This is a genomic window from Cedecea lapagei (genome assembly GCF_900635955.1).
In the GTDB taxonomy this organism is placed as follows: domain Bacteria; phylum Pseudomonadota; class Gammaproteobacteria; order Enterobacterales; family Enterobacteriaceae; genus Cedecea; species Cedecea lapagei.
In genome coordinates this window covers 4,548,672-4,573,075 of sequence record NZ_LR134201.1, presented here as the reverse complement: position 1 = coordinate 4,573,075, position 24,404 = coordinate 4,548,672, and the positions used below count along the sequence as shown (strand labels likewise).

Below are 24,404 nucleotides of genomic sequence, written 5' to 3'. Positions count from 1 at the left end.
GCCCCTCAGTGTTCGGTTGGTGCTGCTGGCAGCCCTTCGGTGTTCAGCATCTCGATAAATCCATCGTGGAGCATTTCCAGCCCTTCACGCCCCATCTGAGACAGCTTCATACCTTCTCCCGGCGTGACCTCAGTCATGCCTTGGTACATTTGCACGGCCAGAAATAAGCCAATATCTGCGCCGTATTTCTCAAGCGCCAGCCCTTCGACGTGGCTCGCCAGCGAGAAACGCTCAGTGGCCGGGTAAACGGATATGCTGCCATGCTCCCCGGTATATATCGTCGCCCTGCCTTTGCTGCCTTCCTCATTTGTCACGTCTGCTGTGCCGTTTTTATCCTGCTGCTCCATGATGAACAAGCAGGCAACCAGCCAGCGCCATACGGTTGCCCTCTGCTCGTCTGTAGGTATGTAGTAGCCCTTGCTTTCTGCCTCCCATATCGCAGCTAACGCGCGCATTCCTTCGGGCAGATCCCGGTCATAATTCCCACCATCTAACTGACGGATTACCGCCCGGTAACCAATAAGTTTCTGGTGCTGATAAATGCCGTTATCGTCCCGGCGCATAAAGTTGATGCCGTCTGGCGTGGCTTCCGGGTGGGAAAGGCCGGATTGCTCCGGCTTTGCAGGGAATTTAAGAAGATTGCTCATTTACCCTCCTGTTTTTCACGCAGAAGTGAATCGAGCATGTCCTCTGCTCGCTGGGTTGCGCAGTAAAGCTCAAAGATAAGCGTTCCGAATCTGGCTCCTGCGTCCTTATCAGCTTTACGCAATGGTTTGTTGAGGTATTTCCCCCACAGCTCCAGCAGCTCGGCCGCATACCTCGCAGCTGTGGCAACATCATTAATTTCAGTGGAGCCGCATAGTTTAATGGTGGTGCCGTGAATCACGGGTAGCCGGGAGTTATTTGCTACTAAGGCAATTTCATTTTTCATGGTTTCCCCTCCATAGCGCGGTGAGCGACATCCTCAGCAAGACCAATAAGCTCCAGAGCTGCCTGACTTTCATCCTCATTTGCTGTGAGGAGCTGAGCAGCATTAAGCAAAGCGGTGATTTTCATCAGCGCCTCCATCGCCACCAGCTCATGCTGTTTTTTGATAACGCCTTTCATGCTGTAGCTCCTGCGCTGGTAGCCCCGCATTGCTGCTGGGTCTCGTACTTTTTCATGTGCTCAAATTCAGAATAAAGGGTGCTGTTTAACGAGCGAACGCCAGATATCGCCAGTTCCAGACTGGTTTCATCCATCACCTCTACGGCGTGTTCTATGGCGATTAACAGCGCTTCAATTTGACCTACCCGGCGCTCGGCTGTTTTGAAATAAGTCAGTTCGGTTAAAAGCGTTTTCCGGCTCATTGTGACGTACCCCCGGTTACTCGGAAGTGCTCTATAGAGTCGTGAACACCTTCAAGAAGAGACATTACAGCCCCGATCATGTCGCTGGTCTTTTCGTCTTCTCCATCGGCTTCCATCCAGAGGCTAAGGATTCGCTCAGCCTGTCTTATCCGGCATTGTGATTCGATAAGTTGCATAGTCTTCATGCAACCACCTCCTGAATGCGTGAGAGGCGGACGTGCGTCAGCCCGGCATTCTGGGCGAGCAGCATCGCGTGGGCGGTGGCTGCGGCGACACTGGAGGAAATAAACTGGTAAGCAATGCCTACGGTCAGGCCGCGCTTATTGACGGCATAGCCTTTCACGGTGAAGTGGTTACGCATGGCGCACCTCCTGACGGATTCGGCCAGCGAATACCATCACGCAGCCAGCCGGGGATTGCTCGCGGGCTTCGCGTTCAGTGGTGGCGGTGATGTGAATGACGTTGCGCCCGATGGCGCTTAGCGCCAGAAAACGCCAGGTGTAGGACTGCCGCCCTTGCGGGTGTGTGATATGCTCTTTCATAGCTGCCTCGTTATCGTTGGTAACGGTGGTGGTTAGAAGCCCGGTTGGTGTTAGCGCACCTCCGGGCTTTGCCGCTTTATGTACTTCCTGTGCCTTACCTGTGGATGAGGTGTTTAAACACTTTAGGGTGATGTCTGAGGTTGAGTCAAGTGCTTTGTGTTTAAACACTTTCGGTTTTTTAAACCCTCCTGTATGCTCGATGGTGTTAAAACACCAAATATGAGATTTCACAATGGCAACAGGACACAGAAACAATAAGTCTGCGTACAAAGGCATTCGATTCCCGTATGACATGGTCGAGTCAATAGACAGCAGCATAGAGAATGAAAAGAAAGAAAATCCTAATGCTAACTTCTCCGCATGGGTGCTCGACGCCTGCGGGCGTAAGCTAAAAGCTGAGCAGCGCAAAAAAGTGAAGGATGATCCGAAGATCTGACCTACGAAAGTCTTGTAGGTAACTACCGCGATCCCGGTAGTTACGCAGTTTCCGGCTCGTGGGAATCCTTTCCCCTGGACGGCTGCCATCATTGCGACACCTCCTGGAACTCCCTAGTAAAACGCTCCAGCTGCTGTACACATGGTGAGTGATACCCATCGCGGTAGAACGTCACTCGATTGCACGTAACGCTCTCAACCGTAACCAATGCGCCGTGTGCGTCCATATAGCGCTGCTGCGGGCGCGGTGTGCTGGTGGGCTTAGCCATTAGTGAACCTCCAGACGCTTAGCCAGCCAGCGCTGAGAAAGGCGGGTTAGTTCAGCTTTGCGCTGGTCGTAGGCCATACCCATATCAATGAGCGTGATATTGGTGCTTTCCAGATAGGCGAGGTGTTCCAGTTGCCCGGCGTTCATGCTGTCGCGCGGCTCGCCCACAATGCCGTTAGTCTGCGCCCACTGTTTGGAAGTCAGCCCGCCCAGCACGATACGGGCAATCATGTTGCTCTCGTTGCTGTAGTGGCGCTGCTGGGTCTGTTTGCCTTGCTCTGCTCGGGCGGCGTCGAGTGCTTCGCACATTGGCTTAAAGTTGTTCGCCGCACTGATGCGGGCTTTAAGCTGGCGGCGGTACTGTGCGGCAATCTCCGGCACACTGCGCTGTAGTGCTTCTTCGCATTGGATGAAGTACCGGCGAACGGCGCGGCCTTGCTCGTTGCGCTCAACCATCGCCAGTTCTTTAGCCATATTCAGGGAAAGCAGATAGTCATGTTCAACCTGTTGGCGAGTTTTTGTGCTCGCCCGTTTTGGCGTGCTCAAATTTTCAACACGGATAAAATCGGTTCCGGCAATAAACCCGTATTGGTCAATGCGGCCTTTAATCCAGTTCGTAAAGTCACGCCCAACACCCAGCGCTGTATGTAATGCCCTCGCACTCGCAATATTGGTTTCACGCCCGCCAATCTGACCGGAAATAACGGGAACGATAGCGGCAAAGTCGTTATTGATATTTGCGCCCTGGCTGGCTGCAGGTTGAGGGGCGGCCTCCGAATTGAATCGGCTTTTTTCGATATTCATATTTCAGGCTCCGTTAAGCGGCGGTAAGGTTGTCCGGGTAAAGGTTGAGAATGTCGGCAATTTCAGGCTGGGAAAGCCCCTGATAGCCAGCAGCGGCAGCGTTGCGGTTAACCAACTGGATAACGCGGAGCACATCGCCACGGCTCATGAAGCGATAGCGGAGGTGTGCGCCGATGCCGTCCGGGTTCTTTTCTTCGATGCGTTCCAGGTGGATATCGAGGCTGCGCTCAAGCTCGCTCGCATAGTTGCGTCCAGACGAAAGGCGGCAATAGCGCAGAATGTCATTTTCAGTCCATCCCTCAACGCCAGTGCGGAGCATGTAGACGCGGGCGCGGTGCTTCTTCGGTGTGCGCCTGAATGGTTGAACGGTGCTGGTGGTCGGCGTAATATCAGACGTGCGAGTATCTGAATTGGCCGCCTGTAATGGGCGGTTTTTCTTTTCCATTAAGCCACCTTCCCGCGACGTTCTGCCAGCCAGCTATGAATCTCTACCGCATCAAAAGCAGTGATCTTCTCGCCCAACTTTACCGGGCGCGGCAGTGAGCCGTTGCGTACTTTTCGGTCAATAGTGGAAACGCTAACGCCCAGCAATTCAGCTAGGCGAAAGCGTCTGATGTAACCTTTGGCGGGTATTGTTTCTGTGTTCATGCTTCCCGTAACCTCTTATTAGTGGCTGTTGCTTCGTTACGGGTATGAGGTTAGCGACTCATTGTAAGGCTGATAAGGTATTGTAGTTTAACTGTACCTGTATAGTTGAGGCACTCTATCCCTTTGCATTAACGGCAGTTCTTAGGTGCTTTAGGATTACATCCTCGTTCGTGATGGTTAATGGTGGTATCTCGCTTTTATGTTTTTGAATGCAATCACGCCACTTCTCCGGGCTTATTTCTTTAAACTTCCCTCGGCATTCATCTGGATATTTAGAAAGAAGGTAAATTGCAGATTTAAACAATTTTTCTCTATTTGATGCATGGCGCTCAGCGCTATGGTTAATGTCTTTGATTCCTTGCATAAAGACTTGGGTAGTTGCTCTATCAGATCTTTTGGCACTCTCTACAGAATCGAAATCTCCAGCAAGCATGGATTCGTAAAGATATTCCAAGTCCGATTTGATTAAATAAATATTGCTGTCAGCAAGCGAGCTAAGGTAAATAGATTTGCTCTGCATTTCAAATTTATACAGCTCGCAATCAAACCTTCCATTGAGTTTTATATAATGCTCACCAGCCTCCCTAGGGTGCTGAGTGTGCCTCATAACCCCGGAAACTCTAAGCAAGCCACTAGCAATGGAGCTATTTGCTACCAGACTGTTATCGTCTGTTCTTTCAAATAGTTGATCATTTTGACTAGCATCAAATGGCTTGCTGGCTTGAAAAAGCCCTAAAGCTCCGCTAATAGATGGCGTTACCTTAACGTCGCCAACGGGTGCAAGGAAAGGGAAAACAAATGGCACTTCTTCAGGGCACGAAAGTAATAAATCAATTATAGCGTCAGCATTCTTTTTGAATTGGATTGTTGATCTTGCTTCGACAAAATCAGAAAAGTCAGCATTTGCATAAAAATCTATATAGTATCTACTCCTCCAGTGCCAAATATCACTTATTTCACAGTTCAATAACTTTGACGCCCGCTCGATAGTGCAGTAGTCCAAAGGAGCAATACCTGCATCTTGCCAGATATTTTTACGCTCACATACAGTGTTTTTTGGGTCAATCATCACGTCACCTTTTAACGCAGCCTTAAGGAGTGATTGAGTCAGGCGGTAAGGCTTTTCGCTACGTCGAGCTAGACTCAAGCTATTCGGTTATTTAGCCAATTTGATGGGTGTCACGTTGTACTGTTCCCCGGCGTCTAGTGCCACCAGCAGATTAGCCCACTGTTCAAGTGCTGCCCTGCGTTCATCAAAATACTGGTGCCGGTTATAAATCCCTTCCACTCCTTTTATTTTGTGGTTAAGGCACCTTTCAGCTACTACCGGATCAACACCAAGCGCCGCTAAGTGGCTGCGGGCTGTACGCCGGAAGTCGTGAATAGTGAAGTTGCTCACCTCTGGCATTTCTGCCCTAACCTTTGCCAGCGCAACGGGTAGGGTGCTTTCCTGAATATGGGGAATCATCCTGTTTTGCATCTTTCTGGCTGGCAATACCCAGGCGCTATTGCATGAGAATGTATGTAGCTCTCTCAACCACTCAATGGCAGGGCGTGGCAAGGGTATGTCTATCGCGTCCCCGTTTTTGCTGCGTTCTTCCGGCAGATGCCATATACCCTTATCAAGGTCGAACTCTTCCCAGCGAGCGGCGCACAATTCCATTTTTCGAACGCACAAGGCTAACAGTAGCTTGAATGTAAGCTCGTTCTGGCGGCTGAACCCTTTGGCGGTGCGCATGGCCTGAAATAGTTTTATAAGTTCGTCGCGGCTCAACCATCTATCACGGGCAACCTCTTTCCCTCCAGCGTCGGAAACCTCAAACGCTGAGCAGGGGTTAATCTCCAGAGCGTGCCGTTTGATACCGTAATCGAATATGCGGCGCGTCCAGCGTAGAACATCCGTTGCTATGGTAGGCGCTCCACGGTCAACAATCGCTTTTAGCATATCGTCGATATGGCGGGGCTTTACATCCTCTACCTTCATGTTGCCAATACAGGGGTTTATATCCTTGTCGATTCGTCTACGGAGTATGTCCGGGTGTTTCCAGCGGGGCAGGATCTGGCGTTCAAAGTATTCAGCGGCAAGCTGTGAAACACGCATAGCGTTTTTTTCTGCTTCCATTTTCGACAACGCTTCTGCTTTCCGTTCCTGCTTCTCTCCGGCCACGTCATAACCAAGCGCAACACGTGCGGCTAATTCTTTGGCTGTGTCTCTGGCCTTTGATAGCGATAGCTCTGCATAGGAGCCAATAACCATAGCCCGTTGCTTGCCAGCGAACTTATAGCGGAATCGCCAGCTTGGGGATTGGTCTACCTGCCTGTATCTGAGGTATAGGCCGCCACCGTCTGCGCGTCCTTCGAAACGCTCTCCGGCCTTTATCCATGCGCGGATCTGCATGTCTGTTAGTTTTGGCATTTAGCGAATATCCAAACTTTGAATAAGGGGTGTACCCAAAGTGATGTACACAAAACTCATTGGGTACACCTTTGGGTACACCTTAACTATGCGCTTTGTTGCGTCTTTATGATAGCCCATGATAACAAAAAAGCCCGTCTAAGTGCGGGCTTTGCTGGTTTTGTGCGTCTTTGTGATAGCTCTTAAATATTTACTCTATATTCTGAATCTGCTCTCGCATCTGCTCGATCAGGACTTTCAGCTCGATAGCCGAATTCGTGACCTCAGCATTGATCGACTTGGAGGCCAGCGTGTTCGACTCGCGGTTAAATTCCTGCATCATAAAGTCGAGGCGACGGCCAACGGCTTCTTTCTTTTTCAGAATGTTATAGGTTTCTTTAACGTGCGCTTCCAGGCGATCCAGCTCTTCCGCCACGTCAATACGCTGCACCATCAGCACCAGCTCTTGCTCCAGGCGGTTGTTCTCAAGCTGAACCTCGGCCTCTTCCAGCTTGGTCACCAGGCGTTCACGCTGCCATTTCACGACGTCTGGCATTTGAGCTCTGACTTTACTCACTTCGGTACTGACGCCTTCAAGGCGCTGCTCAATCAGCGCTTTCAGCGCCTGGCCTTCGGTCTCGCGGGCAACAATAAAGTCGTCCAGCGCACCATCAAGAGCGGAAAGTATTTCGGCGGTGATTGCATCAAGATCCTGCTCCTGAGCGGCCATCACGCCAGGCCAGCGAAGAATATCAACCGGGTTAATTTCCCCTTCGTCGCTTTGCATTTTGACCCAGTTAGCGGCTTCAACCAGCTGCTTAGCTAATTTTTCGTTCAGGATTAATGAGCCTTGTGCGCGGGCATCAGGCTCGAAGCGCAGGTTGCACTCTACTTTACCGCGCGTAAGACGGTTGCGGATGCGCTCACGAGCAACGGGTTCAAGGCTGCGGAACTGCTCCGGCATGCGGATATATGTTTCGAGATAACGCTGGTTTACCGAGCGTAATTCCCAGGAGGCGGAGCCCCATTCACCTTTTACTTCACGCCGGGCGTAGGCGGTCATACTGCGGATCATAGTGCGTACCCGTTTTCAGCTAATGTATGGGGGGATTATAGCCATCAGGGGGCTTGCAGGATAGGAATAAGCGCCTGAAGTCCGTATAATGCGCAGCCACATTCGTTTTAGCCGGAGAGAAGCCCATGCGTCCATCAGGTCGTAGCGCCGAACAAGTGCGCCCAGTTACCCTGACCCGTCATTACACTAAACACGCTGAAGGTTCCGTGCTTGTCGAGTTCGGTGATACCAAAGTGCTGTGTACCGCAACGCTTGAAGAAGGTGTGCCTCGCTTCCTGAAAGGTCAGGGGCAGGGCTGGATCACTGCAGAATACGGTATGTTGCCGCGCGCAACCCACAGCCGCAATGCCCGTGAAGCGGCAAAAGGCAAACAGGGTGGCCGCACTCTTGAGATTCAACGTCTTATCGCTCGTTCACTGCGTGCGGCGGTAGATTTAAAAGCGCTGGGCGAATTTACTATCACCCTGGACTGTGATGTTCTGCAGGCCGATGGCGGTACCCGCACAGCTTCTATTACCGGTGCCTGCGTGGCTCTGGCCGATGCGCTGAATGGCCTGGTCGCCTCCGGCAAGCTGAAAACTAACCCAATGAAAGGGATGGTGGCGGCAGTTTCCGTTGGCATCGTCAACGGCGAGGCACTCTGCGATCTGGAGTATGTCGAGGACTCAGCAGCCGAAACCGACATGAACGTTGTCATGATGGAAGACGGACGCATGATTGAGGTGCAGGGCACCGCGGAAGGTGAACCGTTCTCCCACGAGGAGCTACTGGCGCTACTGGCGCTGGCCCGAGGGGGCATTGATTCCATCATCGCGTCGCAGAAGGCGGCGTTAGAAAATTAATTTTTAAAAGCGACTGAGAAGTCGCTTTTTTTATGTCCGTGTCATAACGCTAAGGAGCGAATCCATGAAACCGTATCAGCGCCAGTTTATTGAGTTTGCGCTTAACAAACAGGTACTCAAGTTTGGCGAATTCACGCTGAAATCCGGGCGTACAAGCCCCTATTTCTTCAACGCCGGGCTGTTTAATACCGGGCGCGATCTGGCGTTATTAGGGCGTTTCTATGCAGCCGCCCTGATGGATTCCGGCATCGACTTTGATCTGCTCTTCGGCCCGGCCTATAAAGGGATTCCTATCGCGACCACAACGGCGGTTGCGCTGGCGGAACACCACGAGCGTGACGTGCCTTACTGCTTTAACCGTAAAGAAGCGAAAGACCACGGTGAGGGCGGTAACCTGGTGGGCAGCCCGCTTCAGGGGCGCATTATGCTGGTGGATGATGTGATCACTGCGGGGACTGCTATTCGTGAGTCGATGGAAATTATTGCCGCGAATGGCGCGAGCCTGGCGGGTGTGCTTATTTCCCTCGACCGGCAGGAACGTGGCCGCGCTGATGTCTCTGCCATTCAGGAAGTTGAGCGTGATTATCAGTGCAAAGTCATCTCGATCATCACGCTTAAAGATCTGATCAGCTATCTGGAAGAGAAGCCTGAGATGGCGGACAAGCTGGCCGCGGTGCGCAAATACCGGGAAGAGTTCGGCGTATAAGCTGGAGAGCAAAAAGGGCCTTCCGGCCCTTTTTATTAGTAAAGCTGAGCGGCAATCAGCGGCCAACGGGTATCAAAATCATCCGTGGGCAGATAGCGGAAATCACTTCGTACAAAACGCGACAGCATCCCTTCGCAGAAGGCCAGAAGCTGGCTGGCCAGCAGCGCTTCGTCGGTGGTAAACCCTTCACCTTCGCGCATCTTTTTTTCACGCATCACCTGGCGCAGCTGAACCTCAATGCGTTCAAAAAGCTGGTTTATGCGATCCTGCAGGCGATCTTGCTCAAACATCAGCGCGTGCCCGGTGAGAATACGGGTCAGGCCCGGGTTCCGTTCACCAAAACCCAGTACCAGCAGCACGATTAACCGCAAACGGGCTAAGGTGTCTTTTTCATCTTTCAGAATCAGGTTAATGCGGGTAATCAGGCTGTCTTCGATAAACTCAATCAGGCTATCGAACATTTTCATCTTGCTTGGAAAATGCCGATAAAGTGCGGCTTCGGACACGCCAACGGTTGCCGCCAGTTTAGCGGTAGTAATGCGTTGGCTGCCGTCGCTGGATTCAAGCATTTGGGCCAGAGACTGAAGTATTTCCTCGCGACGATTCCTTTTCGCGGTCTGTTTTTCTGCCATGTTCTAAAATACCCCTGAAAAATACCTTGCCAGGTAAGCACCGAACCGCGCCCACAAATACCTGATTTGCGGTCTGTTTTAACGTTATTTGCGCGGTAGGGTTACGTTTATAAAACGGTATTACTGGCGACCTGAATGACCGAAGCCACCTTCGCCACGGTCGCTGGCGTCAAAATCTTCAACCAGGTTAAATTCGGCCTGAACGACAGGCACAAAGACCATCTGCGCAATACGTTCACCCGGCTGAATGGTGAAGCTATTCTGGCCGCGGTTCCAGACAGAAACCATCAGCTGACCCTGATAATCGGAGTCAATCAGGCCCACCAGGTTGCCCAGCACCACGCCGTGTTTGTGGCCCAGCCCGGAGCGAGGCAAAATTACCGCTGCCAGGGAGGCATCAGCAATGTGAATAGCCAGGCCGGTTGGCAGCAGCGTTGTTGCACCTGGTGCAAGCTCTACGGCGTCATCCAGGCAAGCGCGGAGGTCAAGACCGGCAGAGCCGGAGGTGGCGTAGGTTGGTAAAGGGAACTGCTGACCAACACGCGGGTCCAGAATTTTAACGTCGATTTTTTTCATCATAGCGGGTAACGATCTCGTCCAGTAAACGGTGGCCAAGGAGTGCTTTACGCTCAAGCGGTAAGACTTTGTCTCCCTCCTGCCAGAAAAGGTGCAATGCGTTGCTGTCGCTGTTAAATCCTTGATTATTCTGAGATACGTCATTGGCGCAGATCAGATCCAGGTTCTTTGCAGCACGCTTTTTCCGGGCGTATTCTTCCACATTATTTGTTTCGGCGGCAAACCCTACAACATAGGGACGCCCTGTTGAAAGCGCCGCAACGCCTGCGACCACATCCGGATTTTTAACCATTTTCAGAGTAATTTCATCGCCTTGCTTTTTAATCTTCTCGTCAGCAACAACCGCTGCGCGGTAGTCGGCAACGGCGGCACAGCCAATGAAAATATGCTGCCCGGAGACGCGTTGCTGGACGGTTTCATTCATCTCCAGCGCCGTTGTGACATCAATTCGGTTTACCCCTGCCGGCGTTGGCAGATTGACCGGCCCGGAAATCAGGGTGACGCTGGCACCGCGAGCCGCTGCTGCCGCGGCGATAGCAAAGCCCATCTTGCCTGAGCTGTCGTTGGTGATGTATCTGACGGGATCCAGCCGCTCACGCGTTGGGCCGGCGGTAATCATGACGTTCAGATGTTGCAGATCTTTGACGACGGAAAAATGTTCCACCGCCATATCCACCAGCGTCAGCGGGTCCAGCATACGACCCGGCCCAATATCGCCACACGCCTGGCTGCCGCTGTCTGGCCCCCAAATCAACAGGCCACGAGAGCTGAGAACGTCCAGATTATGCTGGGTTGCTGCTGCGCGGTACATTTGCTGGTTCATTGCCGGGACTACGGCCACCGGTGCGGGCGTCGCCAGGCAGATTGTAGTGACCAGGTCGTTTGCCATCCCCACTGCCACGCGCGCAATCAGATCTGCCGTCGCAGGCGCCAGGATGACTAAATCTGCCCATTTACCGAGTTCGATGTGGCCCATTGCGGCTTCGGCTGCGGGGTCCAGCAGACTGTCCGACACCGGATAACCAGACACGGCCTGTAAACTTAGTGGCGTGATAAAGGCCTTCGCCGCCTCGGTCATTACCACTCGTACATCCGCTCCGCGATCGCGCAGACGACGAACCAGCTCAGGTGTTTTATAGGCGGCAATACCGCCGCTGACACCAAGAACAATTTTCTTGCCGGAAAGTCCCATCATGATTTTTATCCGTTGGAAGACACAGTCGAATCGCTATTTTACCACAATCCCTGGCACGCGCCTTTTTGCAGTTTGCGAGGCATCACGCAAGATTAAAACCTGCCCTTCGCCAGATAAAAAAAAAGGCCGCAGTATAGGCTAAGTCAGACAGGGAGGCCGTGATGAAAGGGAACCGTTATCTTGACAAGGAGCATTTACCCCGTGAAAAGCTGCTGCAGTTCGGCGTCAGCTCGCTCACGGATACCGAGCTGCTGGCGCTGTTTCTGCGAACCGGCCACCGGGGCATGCATGTCCTTGTTTTTGCCAATATGCTGCTGCGTGAATTTGGCTCTTTGCACCGCTTGTTGTCGGCCGACTACTCTCATTTCAAACATGTGAAAGGGATTGGTGAGGCAAAGTTTACCCAGTTGAATGCGATTGCCGAGCTGGCCCGACGCTATTACTCGTCCCTGGGCGTTAATGAGCTGTCTTTACTGACGCCCGGCAGAGTGCGAGAGTACATTCATAGCCAGTTGATGCCCGAGCAGCGTGAAATATTTATGGTTCTGTTTTTGAATAACCAGCATCAGGTTATCAAATGCGAGCGTTTGTTCACCGGTACGCTGAATCATGTTGAGGTGCATCCCAGAGAAATTGTCCGCGAGGCGATGAAATGCAACGCGGCTGCCATTATACTGGCGCACAACCACCCATCAGGTAAGGCCGAACCCAGTAAAGCAGATCGGGCGATTACGGAACGCATCGTGAAAGTTTGCCTGTTTATGGAAATTCGAGTGCTTGATCATCTGGTTATTGGTCACGGAGAATACGTTTCTTTCGCTGAACGAGGGTGGATTTAAGCCATCAGGCGCGATCCATAGGGATCTTTGTCTGTTCGGGACTTGAGCACATGCCTCACACAGCGTATACTACGCCACCTTTGAGAATCTCGGGTTTGGCATTATGCGCCTGGCACTGTGGTTCACATTGAACCGCCAGGGACCAGGCTTGCAGCCTGACGAGGCGCCTAACCCTATACGAAGCTCGAGCTAATTTGATTTTTGGAGAATAGACATGTCCCGAGTCTGCCAAGTTACTGGCAAGCGTCCGGCGACCGGTAATAACCGTTCCCACGCACTGAACGCGACTAAACGCCGTTTCCTGCCGAACCTGCACTCTCACCGTTTCTGGGTTGAGAGCGAGAAGCGTTTTGTCACCCTGCGTGTATCTGCTAAAGGTATGCGTGTAATCGATAAGAAAGGCATCGATACAGTTCTGTCTGAACTGCGTGCCCGTGGCGAAAAGTACTAAGTACTTAGAGGAAATAAATCATGGCTAAAGGTATTCGTGAGAAAATCAAGCTGGTTTCTTCTGCTGGTACTGGTCACTTCTATACCACCACGAAGAACAAACGTACTAAGCCGGAAAAACTGGAACTGAAAAAGTTCGATCCAGTTGTCCGTCAGCACGTTGTATACAAAGAAGCCAAAATTAAATAATTCTGGTAACTTTGTTGAAGAAACCCGGCTCAGGCCGGGTTTTTTTATGCCTGCTTCCCGGAGGAGAGATGCCTGAATTACCAGAGGTAGAAACCAGCCGACGCGGTATTGAGCCGCATCTGGTGGGTGAAACAATTTTGCATGCCGTGGTGCGCAATGCGCGGCTACGCTGGCCGGTTTCTGATGAAATACATGCCCTGAGCGATAAGCCGGTGTTAAGCGTGCAGCGTCGGGCGAAGTATTTGCTGCTGGAGCTGCCCGATGGCTGGATAATCATTCATCTGGGGATGTCCGGCAGCCTGAGGATCCTTGCGCAGGAGCTTCCTGCCGAGAAGCACGATCATGTTGATCTGATCATGGGCAACGGTAAAGTCCTCCGCTACACCGATCCGCGTCGTTTTGGGGCCTGGCTGTGGGTTAAAGAGCTTGAAGGCAGCAACGTATTGTCCCATCTCGGACCTGAGCCGCTAAGCGATGCATTCCATGCTGAGTATCTGCGCGAGAAATCGGCTAAAAAGAAAACGGCGATAAAGCCCTGGCTGATGGATAACAAACTTGTCGTTGGCGTGGGAAATATCTATGCCAGCGAATCTTTGTTTGCGGCAGGTATTCACCCTGACCGTAGCGCGCAATCACTCTCAAAAAAAGAGTCTGAAACGCTGGTTGCGGCTATCAAAGCGGTGCTGCAGCGCTCTATCGAACAGGGAGGCACGACGTTAAAGGATTTTCTCCAATCCGATGGCAAACCAGGTTACTTTGCGCAAGAGCTGCAGGTGTATGGAAGGGAAGGTGAGCCTTGCCGGGTATGCGGTACGCCGATTGTTGCCGCTAAACACGCGCAGCGCAGCACATACTATTGCCGTCGCTGCCAGCGCTAGCTATTTAACTCTTTCGATCAATGCCTTACAGACATGTTCAGGCAAGAAGTGAGCGACATCCCCATGATGGCGCGCCACTTCTTTGACCAGCGAAGAAGAGACAAATGACCACTCTTTTGATGGCATCAGAAAGACGCTTTCCAGCTCTGGCATAAGATGGCGGTTCATGTGCGCCAGCTGCATCTCATATTCAAAATCTGCGGCGGTGCGTAAACCACGAACCAGCACGTTTGCCTGCTGATTGCGGGCAAAGTTTGCCATTAAATCGCTAAATCCCAGAACCTGAACATTAGGTAAATGTGTGATTGCCTGCTGTGCCAGCACGACGCGTTCATCCAGGGTAAACAGCGCGTTTTTGCTGGGGCTGGCGGCAATAGCAAGGATTACCTCGTCAAACATGCTGGCGGCACGGGTAACGATATCAATATGGCCGTTGGTGATGGGATCGAAGGTCCCCGGATAGATTGCCCGCTTTTGCATATCTGACCTTAGTGTGTTTTAGGGGGAAGATAAGGTTCCAGCAGCTGCAACAGACGCTGAAGTGCGCCCTGGTTCTGGTAAAGCACTTCCACAGCATGGCGACCATAGAAGTTACGATAATCCTCATCGGTGAGCAAAGACGCAATCTCTTTTACTAATGATTGCTCATCGGCGACGGTGATTAAGCCATCTGCCTGCGAAAGGCGAGCACAGATGTCTTTGAAGTTAAAGGTATGTGGCCCCATCAACACGGGAATGGCGTGGGCGGCTGGCTCTAGCGGATTATGACCGCCACGCTCGACTAACGAGCCGCCAACAAAGGCCAAATCGGCAATGCCGTACAGCAGCATTAACTCACCCATCGTATCGCCGATGACGACCTGCGTGCTGGAGGAGGGAACCTCTCCGGAAGAGCGTGTGATAAAGCTCAGTCCTGCATTTCTTACCAGAGTGATAGCATCCGGGAAGCGTTCGGGATGGCGAGGGACAAGAATCAGCAATAGATTAGGGAACTGCTTTAAAAGCGCCTGATGGGCCTGGATGATAATACTTTCTTCGCCTTCATGCGTGCTGGTAGCTATCCATACCGGGCGGTGCGGCGCCCACTGGCGTCTAAGCGTGACCGCACGGGCAGCAAGCTGTGGAGTTACGGAGATATCAAACTTCAGGCTGCCGGTAACGGTCAACTGGCTCCGTTTTGCACCTAGTGAAATAAAGCGCTCACCGTCTTCCTCATTCTGGGCTGCAATAAGCGTGATGCGCTGCAGCAGCGTGCGGACGAAGTCTCCAAGTTTTGCATAGCCTTTCGCCGAGCGTGCAGAAAGCCTGGCATTGGCAATCACCAGCGGGATATAGCGCTTGTGTAACGCCGCTATCAGATTCGGCCAAAGCTCGGTTTCCATGATAAGCACCAGCTTCGGATCGACTTTATTCAGGAAGCGGTTAAGCGCGCAGGGTAAATCGTATGGAAGATAGACGTGCTGGACGTCTTGTCCGAAGGCGGACATCACACGCTCAGAGCCTGTTGGGGTCATCGTTGTGACGGTTATTGGCAGCTCGGGATAGCGATGACGCAGGGCTCTAACCAGAGGAATGGCGGCCAGAGTTTCACCTACGGAAACGGAATGCAGCATAATGCCGCCGGGCTTGAGCGGCTTTTTGTAAAAGCCGTAGCGCTCGCCAATACGTTTGCGGTATGCCGGAGCTTTACGACCGCGCACCCACAATCGCAGCCAGATGAGTGGCTGTATGAGGTAAAGCAGTATGGTGTAAAGCAATTGAAGCATAGGACACGGCTGACATTATGAATGTGCTGGGGATTCTATGTATTTAGTCTGAGCTTTGCCATTACTTTTGCGGAATTTGCCTGAAATCACCCCTGATTGTTACTGGTGATATCCGCCTCGGTTTTTTTTCTATTTTTACTGAATACCCGGTGATGAATAGCCGGTTAGCAAACCGTGCTGGCAACGGATTGTGGATAAGGGGTGATGAATTTATTTCCTTATTTTATAGCATGTTGCCTATGGTTTTGGGCAGTCGATATTCATATCGGATTGCCCCCTGAAAAATGCTACACTATGCATCGTTTTCACAGGGATTCTGGATTCGTCAATTCAGGGGAATTGAGCATTTTCCTCCCGATATTATCGACCTGATTAGAATGATTTTTTCCCCTATGGTTTGTCTGATTTCGGCTCAGGTCACGCGGATATAAGTACATGATCATTGCTTTTTGCTTATACAAATACTTTCCCTACGGCGGGTTACAGCGCGATTTTATGCGCATTGCCCAAACCGTGGCTGCCCGTGGGCATCATGTCAAAGTGTTTACCCAGCAGTGGCAGGGAGAGCGCCCCGCGCAGTTTGAAATCGTGCTTGTTCCGGTGACGGCCCATACAAACCATGGCAGAAATGCACAGTATCAACAATGGGTTGAGAATGAGCTGAAGGCGCACCCGGTCGATCGGGTCGTCGGGTTTAACAAAATGCCCGGCCTTGATGTTTATTACGCCGCTGACGTCTGCTATGCCGAGAAAGTAGAGCGCGAAAAGGGTTTTCTCTACAAATTAACCTCGCGTTATCGCCACTACGTGCAATTTGAGAAAGCCACGTTCCAGAAGGGAAATAAAACCCAACTGTTGATGTTAACGCCAACGCAAATTGCCGATTTCAAAAAGCACTATCAGACGGAATCCGAGCGATTCCATATTATGCCGCCGGGTATTTATCCCGACAGAAAGTACAGCAACCAGATTACTGACAACAGGCGAGTTTATCGCGAAAAGAACGGCATCGAGCCGCAGCAGTTGATGGTTTTGCAGGTGGGCTCAGATTTTAAACGCAAAGGCGTGCATCGCTCGCTGGAAGCGCTGGCCGCTTTGCCGGAAGCGTTACGAAAAAGAGCGCGTTTTTTGGTCGTTGGCCAGGATAAACCCGGGCGTTTTGAGGCAAAGGCGAAGCAGCTTGGCATTGCAGATAACGTGCAGTTTTTCTCCGGAAGGGATGACGTCGCTGAATTGATGGCGGCGGCCGATCTGCTGATTCATCCTGCGGTTCAGGAGGCGGCCGGGATCGTCCTGCTGGAGGCTATTGTTTCTGGTCTGCCGGTTCTGGTGACGGAAGTGTGCGGCTATGCCCACTATATTGAGTCCGCGCACTGTGGTGAGGTGATCCCGGAGCCGTTTAAGCAGGCGACATTGAACCAGGCACTTTCCAGTGCCTTAGAAGATGAGGCGTTGCGTAACCAGTGGGCCAGGCAAGCACGGCATTATGCCGACAGCGAGGATCTGTACAGTTTGCCTGAGAAAGTGGCCGATATTATTTTAGGTTGTAAACATGATTGAGCTTAAAGAGCCGTTTGCTACGCAATGGCGTGGAAAAGACCCTTTTGTTGAGGTTGTAAAGCTGGAGGGCAAAGTTTTCCGCGCCCTCGAGTCACGACGCACTATCCGCTTTGAGACGGAGGGGAAAGGCTACTTTCTGAAGTACCATCGTGGCACAACATTAAAAGAAGTTTTAAAAAACCTGGTTTCATTACGCATGCCCGTGCTGGGTGCAGACAGAGAATGGTTTGCTATCCATCGGCTAAAAGCGCTTGGCGTCGACACGATGAACGGCGTTGCATTTGGCCAGAAGGGGCTTAATCCATTGGAACGGACCTCTTTTATCATTACCGAGGACCTGTCCCCTACCATCAGCCTTGAAGACTATTGTGCTGAGTGGGCCGTCAAGCCGCCTGAAGTTAGGGTGAAACGAGCGATTATCCAACGCGTAGCTGAGATGGTCAGAGAGATGCACCGCGGTGGGGTCAACCACCGGGACTGCTACATCTGTCATTTTCTCCTGCATTTACCCTTTGAGTCCCCTGAAGCACCTTTCAGGATATCGGTCATTGATTTACACCGTGCTCAAATCCGCCGCGTTGTCCCTCGCCGTTGGCGAGACAAAGACCTTATTGGTCTTTATTTTTCCTCTCTACACATTGGGCTAACCTCGCGCGACATCTACCGTTTTCTGAGCTTTTATTTTTCTGTACCCTTACGCGAGATCGTCAAAAATGAGTCAGCATTGTTTGCCTCGGCGAGCGTAAAAGCACAAAAAATACAGAAAAGAACGATTAGAAAATCATTATAATTTATTAAAAGTAAAAGCCCTGTAAGGTATGAGGCAATAAAGAATGGAACTTGATTTCGATAAAGTGGTGCTGAAGAAGATAATATTCGATCACTCGGACCATGCAAAAGACAAAAAGTTAAATATTGCATACGGCGTCGATCGTAATTTCTTGTTTGGCTCCGGCATATCAATGACCTCAGTGTTAGTTAATAATCCTGATATCGATATCAGTTTCTACATCGTTACTGACTATGTTGATGATGACTATCTTTCGCACATAGAGGACCTGGCTAAAAGATACGGCACCTCGGTAACCGTGTTTTTGTTTAACAGCCAGGAGTTCCGAAAGCTTCCTAGTACGAAAGCATGGACCTATGCCATGTACTACCGCTATTTCGCCTTTGAATACTTAAGCGCTGAGCTGGATTCGGTGCTCTATCTTGACGCCGACGTTGTTTGTAAAGGTTCTCTGCGTGAGCTATCCGACATTCAGTTTAACGGTGAATATGCGGCAGTGATTCATGATATTGATGAGGTGCGTCTTAAATCAGGCGAACGCCTGGGCATACCCGCACTTTCTGAGGGATACTTTAATTCCGGAGTTGTTTTTGCCAATCTGATTGTCTGGCGTGAGCAGGGGCTATTGTCTAAGGCCTTTGCTATTTTGTTCGAGAGACAGGCAGGGTTACTTTATTTTGATCAGGATGTCCTGAATATTCTGTTTGTGGGTAATGTTATCTCATTGCGTCGTGATTTTAACTGTATCTATGGCGTGGATCAGGAATTAGTTAACAAAAATAATGATGATTATAAAAACTACATTTCTGATAAGACCATACTCATTCACTATGTTGGGGTGACTAAACCCTGGCATAGTTGGGCTAACTATCCGGTATCAAAATATTTCCTGGCAGCCCATGAGCAATCTTCATGGTCAGAAAAGCCACTTTTGAATGCCAATACAGCAAAGCTGTACAAGCGAAAATCACGACACCAAAAAGTTCAGGGTAAGTACGTTCGCGCGGTACTAAGCCATATCATGTATATTAAGAGTAAATTGTGTAGCTAGCACATCTCTGAAACATAAAGAATAAACCGTTGGGCAAGATAATAGTTGAGAAGGTGCCAAAATGAATTTCGATTGTCGTCAGGCGATTAAAGAAAAACTGGAATATCGTGCCGTTTCAGTAACGCACAGTTCTGCACTTAACATCGCCTGGGGCGTTGATAAGAATTTTATGTTTGGTGCGGCGATCTCAATGACCTCGGTATTACTTAATAATAGAGATACCCCGATCCATTTTCACTTGTTTACCGATTACATTGACGCAGACTACAAGCTCCGTTTGCAGCAGCTGGTTGAGCAATACCAAACTATCATTACCGTTTATGTCATGGATTCTGAAGGGTTAAAAGTTCTGCCCTGCGGCAACGCTTGGTCTCACGCGACCTATTTCCGCTTTATCGCCTTTGAGTATTTGAGCGAAGAGATCGACTCATTGCTGTATATCGATGCGGATGTTGTCTGCAAAGGTTCCCTGCATGAGCTAACCCAAATTGATTTTGGCGATCGTGTCGCGGCCGTGATTCAGGATGTTGATGACAGCAGGGAATATGCTGCAAAAAGATTAAATACCCCGCAATTTGAAAATGATTATTTTAACGCGGGCGTAATTTATGCCAACTTAAAGGCCTGGAAAGCCCAGGGTTTTTTAACCACAGCATTTGAAATGTTGATGGATAAAAATAAGCGCTTCGCTTTCCTCGATCAGGATGTGCTGAATATCATGTTCTTGAACAAGGTGATGTTCTTGCCGCGCATTTACGATGCCATTTATGGCATGAAGCAGGAGCTAAAAAGTAAGGACTTAACGAAGTACAAAGAATTTATCACCGATGACACGATCCTTATCCACTACATCGGTGTCACAAAACCCTGGCATTCCTGGGCAGTCTATCCTTCTGCACAGTATTTTGCCGCAGCCTATAAAGCCTCCCCGTGGTCTGATGTACCGCTTCTTGGGCCAGTTTCACCCAAACAGTATAAGAAAAAGTCGCGGCACGAAAGGCTACAGGGCAAAACGCTGGCTTCCATTGGCAGCTATATTGGCTACCTGATTGCCAAGCTTAAAAGCAAATAATAAAAAAGCTCCCGAGGGAGCTTTTTTTAGGTTATTTGCGTAGTTTACTTTTCAAATACTTAAGATACCAGCCTGCCGCGACCAGATAAGATCCTTTACGAGCATGCTGGCGGGCATATACGCGATAATCCGTGGGCCTCATGCGTGGGGCATAGGAACGTAATGGCGCATTCCGCCATGGCGTAAAGTGATGATAGAAAACGTAAAGCTGCTGCGCCAGGCCTGTATGTTCCCGGTACCAGGGCTTTCTGCCGCCGGTAAAGTGGACGATTTTAGGCGTGGTGCTGGCATGGTAAAAAAAGGTCTCTTTCTGCTCCTCGGTAAACCAGTTGAAAAGGTAATTCCATTGGTTATCGATAAAGCAAACATGGCCGTCCATGGCAATATTCAAAGCATCCTGGTCAAAATACGGGAGCGTATTTCCCTTTTCGAATAATACCGTGTTTGCTTTGTTTTCAACGTCATACTTAATCCAGTTGTTCACGTTTATATAAAGAAAACCAGCGTTGAAATAATGCTTTGTTTTTAGGCCAAGACGTTTGGCATGTTTTTCGTCTTGTGTATCAAGCGAATCGTGGCTGACGGCGCAGATAACATCGCTGATATCGATATCATTGATCCCGCTGATATCATCGAAGCACAGCGTGTCGGCATCCAGATAAATAAAATTATCAACTTTGCCCTGTAGCAACCGCGGTACTGCAAGGCGCATATAGGTTGAGCGATTGAGGTGCTTAATGGCGAAATCGTTGCTGTATTTCTCGATATCCGCTTTTTCGATCGCCATCACCTGAACGTTTTCGCAGGTTGACTTAAGCTTAGCGATCTCTTCGTCGCTGACATCATAGACAAAAACATAAAATGCCAGAGGCTGGTGCGCGTTGTTCATGCGCACGGATATCATAGACGTGGCAACATATTCCAGATAATTGGCATCGGTACACCAGGCGACATTAATTACTGAGCTATCAGCCATTTATTTTTTCTCATCAACTTGGTTTGTTACATTTTTTAGCACAGTATCCACGGCGTCAATCACGGCGGAGGCGGGGATCCAGGAAAGATACTTTTGTGAACGGTCCAGATCTTTTCGTTCCGGCATGGGATGATAATCACCTGCCCAAATGAGCGTGGCTTTCTCTGACCATGGTCGCCACTGATGATAGTTTGTAGCCCCAAACAGGCATACTTGTGGTTTGTTCAATGCTGCGGCCATGTGCATAGGGGCCGAATCAACGCCAATATAAAGAATTGCGTGATCGAGCAGAGCGGCTAGCTGCAGGAATGAAGTCTTTCCTGCAAAACGGACATCCGGGGGAGTCTCACACAGGCCGGCAATTTTCTTTACCTGTTCCTGCTCGCTGGCCGCTGGACCGCAGGTTAAATAAACTTTCAACCCCAGGGTGTGCAGATGATTAATGACCTGTGCGAATTTATCGTCATCCCAGCATTTAAAGGATTGCCGGGCTGTCGGCTGAATGACGACATAATGCTGCGATTCTAATTCAGGAGCCTGGTCAAGTAGCGCCTGCCTGTCACTCTCGCGATAATGCAGCTGCATCTGCGCCTTTAGTTCGCTATCGGCAAAGCCGATTCCCTTTAGCAGAGAGAGATTTTGCTCAACAATGTGGGTACCCGTCATTGGCGTGACCTGGCTAAAGAGTTTGTTCCAGAGCTGTTTCTCTCGCTGAAACGCAACAGAAGGCCGGCCTAATGAAGCGACCAGAGCGCCAATCGGCCACTGTTCGGTCAGGTTGACGACAAGATCGTACTGATTTTTCTTTAGCTCACGCCGCAGGGAGAGATAGTTTTTGATGGTATCGGCAAGACCGAGCTTCTTTTCAACCAGATAAAATTGATGAATTCTGTCATCCGCGGCGAGAATGGCTTTTGTATCTTTGTACAACAGCAAATCAATTTTAGCCTGCGGATAGCGAGCACGCAGGCTGGCGATAACCGGGGTGATGAGTAGCACGTCACCATAAAATTTGAGCTTACAAATTAAGATGCGATCGATTTGTTGAACCATCTTAACTTTCCTTGTTGGTCTTTTTCTTGCAAAACTTTAATACCTTATTACGGGTAGCAGAGATAAAGGTATCCACCCATGGATGCCTCATCTTGTAGATGACTTTTTTATTCATCACGCTTTCATCGCAGTACTCTATTGCTGTTTTAATGTCGCTCAGCATTTGTGCGTCATAGGCGTAATAGCCTTTTTTCTTGCGCACAATCTTGCGGCCTTCAAGAAAACAGTTAGCGATCATCAGCGTGGCGACAGCGCGCTTTTCCGGGTTATTTTTTATGTAGTCACACATCTTTCTCATGGCGAAAAAGATGTGCTGAGCGTCGCTTTCTCTGAGGTTTTCAGTGATGCTTTTGCTGTTGATCCGGTAGTAATAAAGATTGACGTTAAGCTTTAAAATTTTGCGGCATTTAAAGTACTGGAACGGGCTGAAGATAATATCTTCATAGCGGCGATTGGCTTCAAATCTGTCGTTACCAAGAAGATCGCGACGAAATATTTTAGTGACCAGATGCCACTGTGCAGCGCTGAAGGTTGGCATCAACGGCAGGTACTGAGCATCCTGCAAAATGAGTTCACTTCTCTCAATCTTCTCGTTGCTGCCAGGTTGAGAGGTATGCAGTTTTTCTTCATCTCTGGTTAAACTAAATTCGACGATGTCATATTGCTTTTCACGCAGAATGGGCAGTAAAAGAGAGAAGTATTCTGAGCTGATCGTATCATCACTATCAACGAATGCGATATGTGTGCCCGTGGCGATATCCAGGCCCCGGTTTCTGGCAACGGCGACGCCCTGATTTTTCTGATGAATGATTTTGACGTTATTGCAGGGTCGGGACTGATAAAAAGCGGCTATTTTTTCATCAGTGCTGTCGGTCGAGCCATCATTGATAATGATAAGCTCAACTTCATCGGTCAGTCCCTGCTGCAGCGATGACAGCGTCGAGATGATAAACTCGGCATTATTATAGGTCGGAATAATAATGCTCAGAAGGTAATCGTTTCTCTCACTCATGGGACTGCTCTCTCATTGCACCAGGCATCAAAATGAAGGCAAAGCAAAGGGCCAGCATACTGATTAATGACTCCCCTTTCGAGTACAACACCATATCGCTTAGACCATAAGCAACGATCGCACCGGTCACCATCAGCAGCAAGATATTTTTCTGTTTCAAAGAGATATATATAGCAGAGGTATACAAAATGAGCAGCAGTATAGCTCCCGGATATCCTTTCAGGGAAAAGGTATCCATCAGCTCATTATGCAGATGAACATTCACGAATAATAAAGCGCCGCTTAATGAGGGGTCGCTTTTGTTCAGATCGGTTAAGGCTGCGCTGCGCTGCTCCAGTGATTCACCCCATGGCTTGAGCTGTCCCGTTTCAAGGCCAGCTTTTTGCATCGCGAATCTTGCTCCAATAGACGTGTTGCTGTTATCGCCCTGGTAAGCGGTAATGTCACTTTTAAATTCTAAATAGCGTTGTTCCAGTACGGGTTTTAGCGGAATGAGCGCTGCGAGGCTCAGGATAATAAAACTTGCTAATGCCCCGAATAGGACTGTTCGATTGTGTCGGTAGTTCAGCAGAAACAGGGCTATGCACAGCACCGGGTAAACTAAAATGGCTGCCCTTGTTTGTGTAGAAACAATGGCTAGAGTAGATAATGCAAAATGGATGAAATAGAGAGGGATAACCAAAAAACCACGCAGATTGAGTATTGCCTGCGAGGCCAGGAGCGCAATAAAGGTCAATGCATAGGCCGTGCCTGTCGCAAACTCAAAGCCAAGCGGCACTCTGTAGGCAAGAGGATTTGCACCGCCTACGGTGTAGAGCTGATACCCAGCCCAGCCATAGAGCCCAAATCCCGTTGCGATTGTCACCCATTGCGCCATGCGGCCTTTACAGGAGGAGAGCGCCGGCTGCGAGCAAATCGCTGCGATGATAAAGGCGGCAAAAAGTAAATTTTTGCCCCCGTTTTGGTAAGAGCGATAGGCTGCCGTAAAGGGGGAGCCCTGCTGCTTATAGATCGCCACCCAAATGATTTGCATTAGCCCAAACGCAATAAGAGCGAGAGGTAAGATTAATAACCTTTTTTGTTTCAGTAGGTTATCGTAGTTGTTCACAAGGGCAGGAAGTGAAAGTATGGCGCTGAAAATGAAGACCTTAATAGCCTGATCGGGATTGATTAGCGCCACGGCTAATGAAAGCAGGCAGCCGGCAAGAAACAGGCCATCGACTACGCTGAAGAAGGCTTCTTTTCTCTGACGATATGGTCGAGAAAAAACTGAGCTATCAGGCATAAGTATACTCTTGAAA

The 24,404-nt window shown here is 50.0% G+C and carries 33 protein-coding genes; 11 read left to right on the top strand and 22 right to left on the bottom strand.

Features of this window, described 5'->3' with window-relative positions:
• Positions 1-5: 5 nt before the first annotated feature.
• From EL098_RS22235 to EL098_RS22205, 6 genes are all read right to left on the bottom strand, one after another.
• Entirely contained in the window at positions 6-647 is a 642-nt protein-coding gene (locus EL098_RS22235) for a hypothetical protein (RefSeq protein ID WP_232012270.1), read from the bottom strand.
• A complete protein-coding gene (locus tag EL098_RS22230) occupies positions 644-931 on the bottom strand; it encodes a hypothetical protein (protein ID WP_232012268.1) in 288 nt (95 codons plus the stop codon). The genes EL098_RS22235 and EL098_RS22230 overlap by 4 nt, the downstream gene beginning before the upstream one ends.
• Positions 928-1,107, bottom strand: a complete 180-nt coding sequence (locus EL098_RS22225; protein ID WP_126358169.1) for a hypothetical protein — start codon at positions 1,105-1,107, stop codon at positions 928-930. The genes EL098_RS22230 and EL098_RS22225 overlap by 4 nt, the downstream gene beginning before the upstream one ends.
• A complete protein-coding gene (locus EL098_RS22220) occupies positions 1,104-1,349 on the bottom strand; it encodes a hypothetical protein (protein WP_126358167.1) in 246 nt (81 codons plus the stop codon). Before EL098_RS22220 ends, EL098_RS22225 begins: the two co-directional genes overlap by 4 nt.
• Before the next feature lie 181 nt (positions 1,350-1,530).
• Positions 1,531-1,710 carry a hypothetical protein gene (locus EL098_RS22210; protein WP_126358165.1) on the bottom strand — a complete coding sequence of 60 codons (180 nt, stop codon included), beginning with the start codon at positions 1,708-1,710 and terminating at the stop codon, positions 1,531-1,533.
• Positions 1,703-1,891, bottom strand: a complete 189-nt coding sequence (locus EL098_RS22205; RefSeq protein ID WP_126358164.1) for a host cell division inhibitor Icd-like protein — start codon at positions 1,889-1,891, stop codon at positions 1,703-1,705. Before EL098_RS22205 ends, EL098_RS22210 begins: the two co-directional genes overlap by 8 nt.
• Positions 1,892-2,123: 232 nt before the next feature.
• Between EL098_RS22205 and EL098_RS22200 the strand changes: the two genes are divergently transcribed.
• Entirely contained in the window at positions 2,124-2,327 is a 204-nt protein-coding gene (locus tag EL098_RS22200; protein WP_126358162.1) for a YlcI/YnfO family protein, read from the top strand.
• 88 nt (positions 2,328-2,415) lie between these two features.
• Here the strand turns inward: EL098_RS22200 and EL098_RS22195 are convergent, their stop codons facing one another.
• From EL098_RS22195 to EL098_RS22165, 7 genes are all read right to left on the bottom strand, one after another.
• Entirely contained in the window at positions 2,416-2,553 is a 138-nt protein-coding gene (locus EL098_RS22195) for a DUF4222 domain-containing protein (protein ID WP_408609138.1), read from the bottom strand.
• Between the two features lie 41 nt (positions 2,554-2,594).
• Positions 2,595-3,398, bottom strand: a complete 804-nt coding sequence (locus tag EL098_RS22190) for an antA/AntB antirepressor family protein (protein ID WP_126358158.1) — start codon at positions 3,396-3,398, stop codon at positions 2,595-2,597.
• Positions 3,399-3,411: 13 nt separating this feature from the next.
• The gene (locus EL098_RS22185; protein ID WP_126358157.1) at positions 3,412-3,843 is read right to left on the bottom strand and encodes a hypothetical protein; all 432 of its coding nucleotides are present in this window, start codon (positions 3,841-3,843) and stop codon (positions 3,412-3,414) included.
• Complete coding sequence (locus EL098_RS22180) at positions 3,843-4,046, bottom strand: helix-turn-helix transcriptional regulator (RefSeq protein ID WP_126358155.1); 204 nt, start codon at positions 4,044-4,046, stop codon at positions 3,843-3,845. The genes EL098_RS22185 and EL098_RS22180 overlap by 1 nt, the downstream gene beginning before the upstream one ends.
• A 115-nt stretch (positions 4,047-4,161) precedes the next feature.
• Positions 4,162-5,115 (bottom strand): hypothetical protein, encoded by a 954-nt coding sequence (locus EL098_RS22175; RefSeq protein WP_126358153.1) that lies wholly within the window; start codon positions 5,113-5,115, stop codon positions 4,162-4,164.
• A gap of 87 nt (positions 5,116-5,202) precedes the next feature.
• On the bottom strand, positions 5,203-6,462 hold the full coding sequence (locus tag EL098_RS22170) for a tyrosine-type recombinase/integrase (protein ID WP_126358151.1): 1,260 nt from the start codon (positions 6,460-6,462) through the stop codon (positions 5,203-5,205).
• Positions 6,463-6,652: 190 nt separating this feature from the next.
• Positions 6,653-7,516 (bottom strand): YicC/YloC family endoribonuclease, encoded by an 864-nt coding sequence (locus tag EL098_RS22165; RefSeq protein ID WP_126358149.1) that lies wholly within the window; start codon positions 7,514-7,516, stop codon positions 6,653-6,655.
• 125 nt (positions 7,517-7,641) lie between these two features.
• Here EL098_RS22165 and rph point away from each other — a divergent pair, with 125 nt between their 5' ends.
• Positions 7,642-8,358, top strand: a complete 717-nt coding sequence (gene rph, locus EL098_RS22160) for a ribonuclease PH (protein ID WP_008457427.1) — start codon at positions 7,642-7,644, stop codon at positions 8,356-8,358.
• Positions 8,359-8,422: 64 nt separating this feature from the next.
• Complete coding sequence (gene pyrE, locus EL098_RS22155; protein ID WP_126358148.1) at positions 8,423-9,064, top strand: orotate phosphoribosyltransferase; 642 nt, start codon at positions 8,423-8,425, stop codon at positions 9,062-9,064.
• 35 nt (positions 9,065-9,099) lie between these two features.
• Here pyrE and slmA read toward each other — a convergent pair whose 3' ends face one another.
• From slmA to coaBC, 3 genes are all read right to left on the bottom strand, one after another.
• Positions 9,100-9,696 (bottom strand): nucleoid occlusion factor SlmA, encoded by a 597-nt coding sequence (gene slmA / locus EL098_RS22150; protein ID WP_016538879.1) that lies wholly within the window; start codon positions 9,694-9,696, stop codon positions 9,100-9,102.
• Between the two features lie 120 nt (positions 9,697-9,816).
• Entirely contained in the window at positions 9,817-10,275 is a 459-nt protein-coding gene (dut, locus tag EL098_RS22145; RefSeq protein WP_016538880.1) for a dUTP diphosphatase, read from the bottom strand.
• On the bottom strand, positions 10,253-11,464 hold the full coding sequence (gene coaBC / locus EL098_RS22140; RefSeq protein WP_197718577.1) for a bifunctional phosphopantothenoylcysteine decarboxylase/phosphopantothenate--cysteine ligase CoaBC: 1,212 nt from the start codon (positions 11,462-11,464) through the stop codon (positions 10,253-10,255). The genes dut and coaBC overlap by 23 nt, the downstream gene beginning before the upstream one ends.
• A gap of 164 nt (positions 11,465-11,628) precedes the next feature.
• Between coaBC and radC the strand changes: the two genes are divergently transcribed.
• The 4 genes from radC to mutM all read left to right on the top strand — a co-directional run bounded on the left by radC (position 11,629) and on the right by mutM (position 13,823).
• Positions 11,629-12,306 (top strand): RadC family protein, encoded by a 678-nt coding sequence (gene radC / locus EL098_RS22135; protein WP_126358144.1) that lies wholly within the window; start codon positions 11,629-11,631, stop codon positions 12,304-12,306.
• Between the two features lie 214 nt (positions 12,307-12,520).
• On the top strand, positions 12,521-12,757 hold the full coding sequence (rpmB, locus tag EL098_RS22130) for a 50S ribosomal protein L28 (RefSeq protein WP_008457442.1): 237 nt from the start codon (positions 12,521-12,523) through the stop codon (positions 12,755-12,757).
• 20 nt (positions 12,758-12,777) lie between these two features.
• Positions 12,778-12,945, top strand: a complete 168-nt coding sequence (gene rpmG / locus EL098_RS22125; RefSeq protein WP_002436700.1) for a 50S ribosomal protein L33 — start codon at positions 12,778-12,780, stop codon at positions 12,943-12,945.
• 68 nt (positions 12,946-13,013) lie between these two features.
• Positions 13,014-13,823 (top strand): bifunctional DNA-formamidopyrimidine glycosylase/DNA-(apurinic or apyrimidinic site) lyase, encoded by an 810-nt coding sequence (gene mutM, locus EL098_RS22120; protein ID WP_126358142.1) that lies wholly within the window; start codon positions 13,014-13,016, stop codon positions 13,821-13,823.
• Here the strand turns inward: mutM and coaD are convergent, their stop codons facing one another.
• Both coaD and waaA read right to left on the bottom strand, forming a co-directional pair.
• On the bottom strand, positions 13,824-14,303 hold the full coding sequence (coaD, locus tag EL098_RS22115; protein WP_126358140.1) for a pantetheine-phosphate adenylyltransferase: 480 nt from the start codon (positions 14,301-14,303) through the stop codon (positions 13,824-13,826). It abuts the gene before it with no gap.
• Between the two features lie 8 nt (positions 14,304-14,311).
• Positions 14,312-15,589, bottom strand: coding sequence for a lipid IV(A) 3-deoxy-D-manno-octulosonic acid transferase (waaA, locus tag EL098_RS22110; protein WP_126358139.1), 1,278 nt, complete (start codon positions 15,587-15,589; stop codon positions 14,312-14,314).
• Positions 15,590-16,024: 435 nt separating this feature from the next.
• Here waaA and EL098_RS22105 point away from each other — a divergent pair, with 435 nt between their 5' ends.
• From EL098_RS22105 to EL098_RS22090, 4 genes are all read left to right on the top strand, one after another.
• Positions 16,025-17,149 carry a glycosyltransferase family 4 protein gene (locus EL098_RS22105; protein WP_126358137.1) on the top strand — a complete coding sequence of 375 codons (1,125 nt, stop codon included), beginning with the start codon at positions 16,025-16,027 and terminating at the stop codon, positions 17,147-17,149.
• Positions 17,142-17,939 (top strand): lipopolysaccharide core heptose(I) kinase RfaP, encoded by a 798-nt coding sequence (gene rfaP / locus EL098_RS22100; protein WP_126358135.1) that lies wholly within the window; start codon positions 17,142-17,144, stop codon positions 17,937-17,939. The genes EL098_RS22105 and rfaP overlap by 8 nt, the downstream gene beginning before the upstream one ends.
• Positions 17,940-17,982: 43 nt before the next feature.
• Entirely contained in the window at positions 17,983-18,990 is a 1,008-nt protein-coding gene (locus tag EL098_RS22095) for a glycosyltransferase family 8 protein (RefSeq protein ID WP_126358133.1), read from the top strand.
• Positions 18,991-19,051: 61 nt separating this feature from the next.
• Complete coding sequence (locus EL098_RS22090; RefSeq protein WP_126358132.1) at positions 19,052-20,062, top strand: glycosyltransferase family 8 protein; 1,011 nt, start codon at positions 19,052-19,054, stop codon at positions 20,060-20,062.
• A gap of 31 nt (positions 20,063-20,093) precedes the next feature.
• Here the strand turns inward: EL098_RS22090 and EL098_RS22085 are convergent, their stop codons facing one another.
• The 4 genes from EL098_RS22085 to EL098_RS22070 are packed head-to-tail and all read right to left on the bottom strand — an operon-like array spanning position 20,094 to position 24,388.
• Positions 20,094-21,038: a glycosyltransferase family 8 protein gene (locus tag EL098_RS22085; protein ID WP_126358130.1), complete on the bottom strand. Its 945-nt coding sequence runs from the start codon at positions 21,036-21,038 to the stop codon at positions 20,094-20,096.
• Positions 21,039-22,091, bottom strand: a complete 1,053-nt coding sequence (gene rfaQ, locus EL098_RS22080) for a lipopolysaccharide core heptosyltransferase RfaQ (protein ID WP_126358129.1) — start codon at positions 22,089-22,091, stop codon at positions 21,039-21,041.
• A 1-nt stretch (position 22,092) separates the two neighbouring features.
• Positions 22,093-23,103 carry a glycosyltransferase family 2 protein gene (locus tag EL098_RS22075; RefSeq protein ID WP_126358127.1) on the bottom strand — a complete coding sequence of 337 codons (1,011 nt, stop codon included), beginning with the start codon at positions 23,101-23,103 and terminating at the stop codon, positions 22,093-22,095.
• Positions 23,096-24,388 (bottom strand): O-antigen ligase family protein, encoded by a 1,293-nt coding sequence (locus EL098_RS22070; protein WP_232012265.1) that lies wholly within the window; start codon positions 24,386-24,388, stop codon positions 23,096-23,098. Before EL098_RS22070 ends, EL098_RS22075 begins: the two co-directional genes overlap by 8 nt.
• Between the last annotated feature and the right edge of the window lie 16 nt (positions 24,389-24,404).

Coding starts and splice junctions, on each gene's coding strand:
- radC (WP_126358144.1), top strand. CDS start 11,629: ATGAAAGGGAACCGTTATCTTGACAAGGAGCATTTACCCCGTGAAAAG.
- EL098_RS22220 (WP_126358167.1), bottom strand. CDS start 1,349: ATGAGCCGGAAAACGCTTTTAACCGAACTGACTTATTTCAAAACAGCC.
- EL098_RS22165 (WP_126358149.1), bottom strand. CDS start 7,516: ATGATCCGCAGTATGACCGCCTACGCCCGGCGTGAAGTAAAAGGTGAA.
- EL098_RS22200 (WP_126358162.1), top strand. CDS start 2,124: ATGGCAACAGGACACAGAAACAATAAGTCTGCGTACAAAGGCATTCGA.
- EL098_RS22085 (WP_126358130.1), bottom strand. CDS start 21,038: ATGGCTGATAGCTCAGTAATTAATGTCGCCTGGTGTACCGATGCCAAT.
- EL098_RS22235 (WP_232012270.1), bottom strand. CDS start 647: ATGAGCAATCTTCTTAAATTCCCTGCAAAGCCGGAGCAATCCGGCCTT.
- dut (WP_016538880.1), bottom strand. CDS start 10,275: ATGATGAAAAAAATCGACGTTAAAATTCTGGACCCGCGTGTTGGTCAG.
- EL098_RS22170 (WP_126358151.1), bottom strand. CDS start 6,462: ATGCCAAAACTAACAGACATGCAGATCCGCGCATGGATAAAGGCCGGA.
- rpmB (WP_008457442.1), top strand. CDS start 12,521: ATGTCCCGAGTCTGCCAAGTTACTGGCAAGCGTCCGGCGACCGGTAAT.
- rfaQ (WP_126358129.1), bottom strand. CDS start 22,091: ATGGTTCAACAAATCGATCGCATCTTAATTTGTAAGCTCAAATTTTAT.
- rpmG (WP_002436700.1), top strand. CDS start 12,778: ATGGCTAAAGGTATTCGTGAGAAAATCAAGCTGGTTTCTTCTGCTGGT.
- EL098_RS22105 (WP_126358137.1), top strand. CDS start 16,025: ATGATCATTGCTTTTTGCTTATACAAATACTTTCCCTACGGCGGGTTA.
- pyrE (WP_126358148.1), top strand. CDS start 8,423: ATGAAACCGTATCAGCGCCAGTTTATTGAGTTTGCGCTTAACAAACAG.
- EL098_RS22205 (WP_126358164.1), bottom strand. CDS start 1,891: ATGAAAGAGCATATCACACACCCGCAAGGGCGGCAGTCCTACACCTGG.
- EL098_RS22075 (WP_126358127.1), bottom strand. CDS start 23,103: ATGAGTGAGAGAAACGATTACCTTCTGAGCATTATTATTCCGACCTAT.
- mutM (WP_126358142.1), top strand. CDS start 13,014: ATGCCTGAATTACCAGAGGTAGAAACCAGCCGACGCGGTATTGAGCCG.
- waaA (WP_126358139.1), bottom strand. CDS start 15,589: ATGCTTCAATTGCTTTACACCATACTGCTTTACCTCATACAGCCACTC.
- EL098_RS22190 (WP_126358158.1), bottom strand. CDS start 3,398: ATGAATATCGAAAAAAGCCGATTCAATTCGGAGGCCGCCCCTCAACCT.
- rph (WP_008457427.1), top strand. CDS start 7,642: ATGCGTCCATCAGGTCGTAGCGCCGAACAAGTGCGCCCAGTTACCCTG.
- EL098_RS22175 (WP_126358153.1), bottom strand. CDS start 5,115: ATGATTGACCCAAAAAACACTGTATGTGAGCGTAAAAATATCTGGCAA.
- EL098_RS22180 (WP_126358155.1), bottom strand. CDS start 4,046: ATGAACACAGAAACAATACCCGCCAAAGGTTACATCAGACGCTTTCGC.
- EL098_RS22210 (WP_126358165.1), bottom strand. CDS start 1,710: ATGCGTAACCACTTCACCGTGAAAGGCTATGCCGTCAATAAGCGCGGC.
- EL098_RS22185 (WP_126358157.1), bottom strand. CDS start 3,843: ATGGAAAAGAAAAACCGCCCATTACAGGCGGCCAATTCAGATACTCGC.
- EL098_RS22195 (WP_408609138.1), bottom strand. CDS start 2,553: ATGGACGCACACGGCGCATTGGTTACGGTTGAGAGCGTTACGTGCAAT.
- rfaP (WP_126358135.1), top strand. CDS start 17,142: ATGATTGAGCTTAAAGAGCCGTTTGCTACGCAATGGCGTGGAAAAGAC.
- EL098_RS22070 (WP_232012265.1), bottom strand. CDS start 24,388: ATGCCTGATAGCTCAGTTTTTTCTCGACCATATCGTCAGAGAAAAGAA.
- EL098_RS22095 (WP_126358133.1), top strand. CDS start 17,983: ATGGAACTTGATTTCGATAAAGTGGTGCTGAAGAAGATAATATTCGAT.
- coaBC (WP_197718577.1), bottom strand. CDS start 11,464: ATGGGACTTTCCGGCAAGAAAATTGTTCTTGGTGTCAGCGGCGGTATT.
- EL098_RS22230 (WP_232012268.1), bottom strand. CDS start 931: ATGAAAAATGAAATTGCCTTAGTAGCAAATAACTCCCGGCTACCCGTG.
- EL098_RS22225 (WP_126358169.1), bottom strand. CDS start 1,107: ATGAAAGGCGTTATCAAAAAACAGCATGAGCTGGTGGCGATGGAGGCG.
- slmA (WP_016538879.1), bottom strand. CDS start 9,696: ATGGCAGAAAAACAGACCGCGAAAAGGAATCGTCGCGAGGAAATACTT.
- coaD (WP_126358140.1), bottom strand. CDS start 14,303: ATGCAAAAGCGGGCAATCTATCCGGGGACCTTCGATCCCATCACCAAC.
- EL098_RS22090 (WP_126358132.1), top strand. CDS start 19,052: ATGAATTTCGATTGTCGTCAGGCGATTAAAGAAAAACTGGAATATCGT.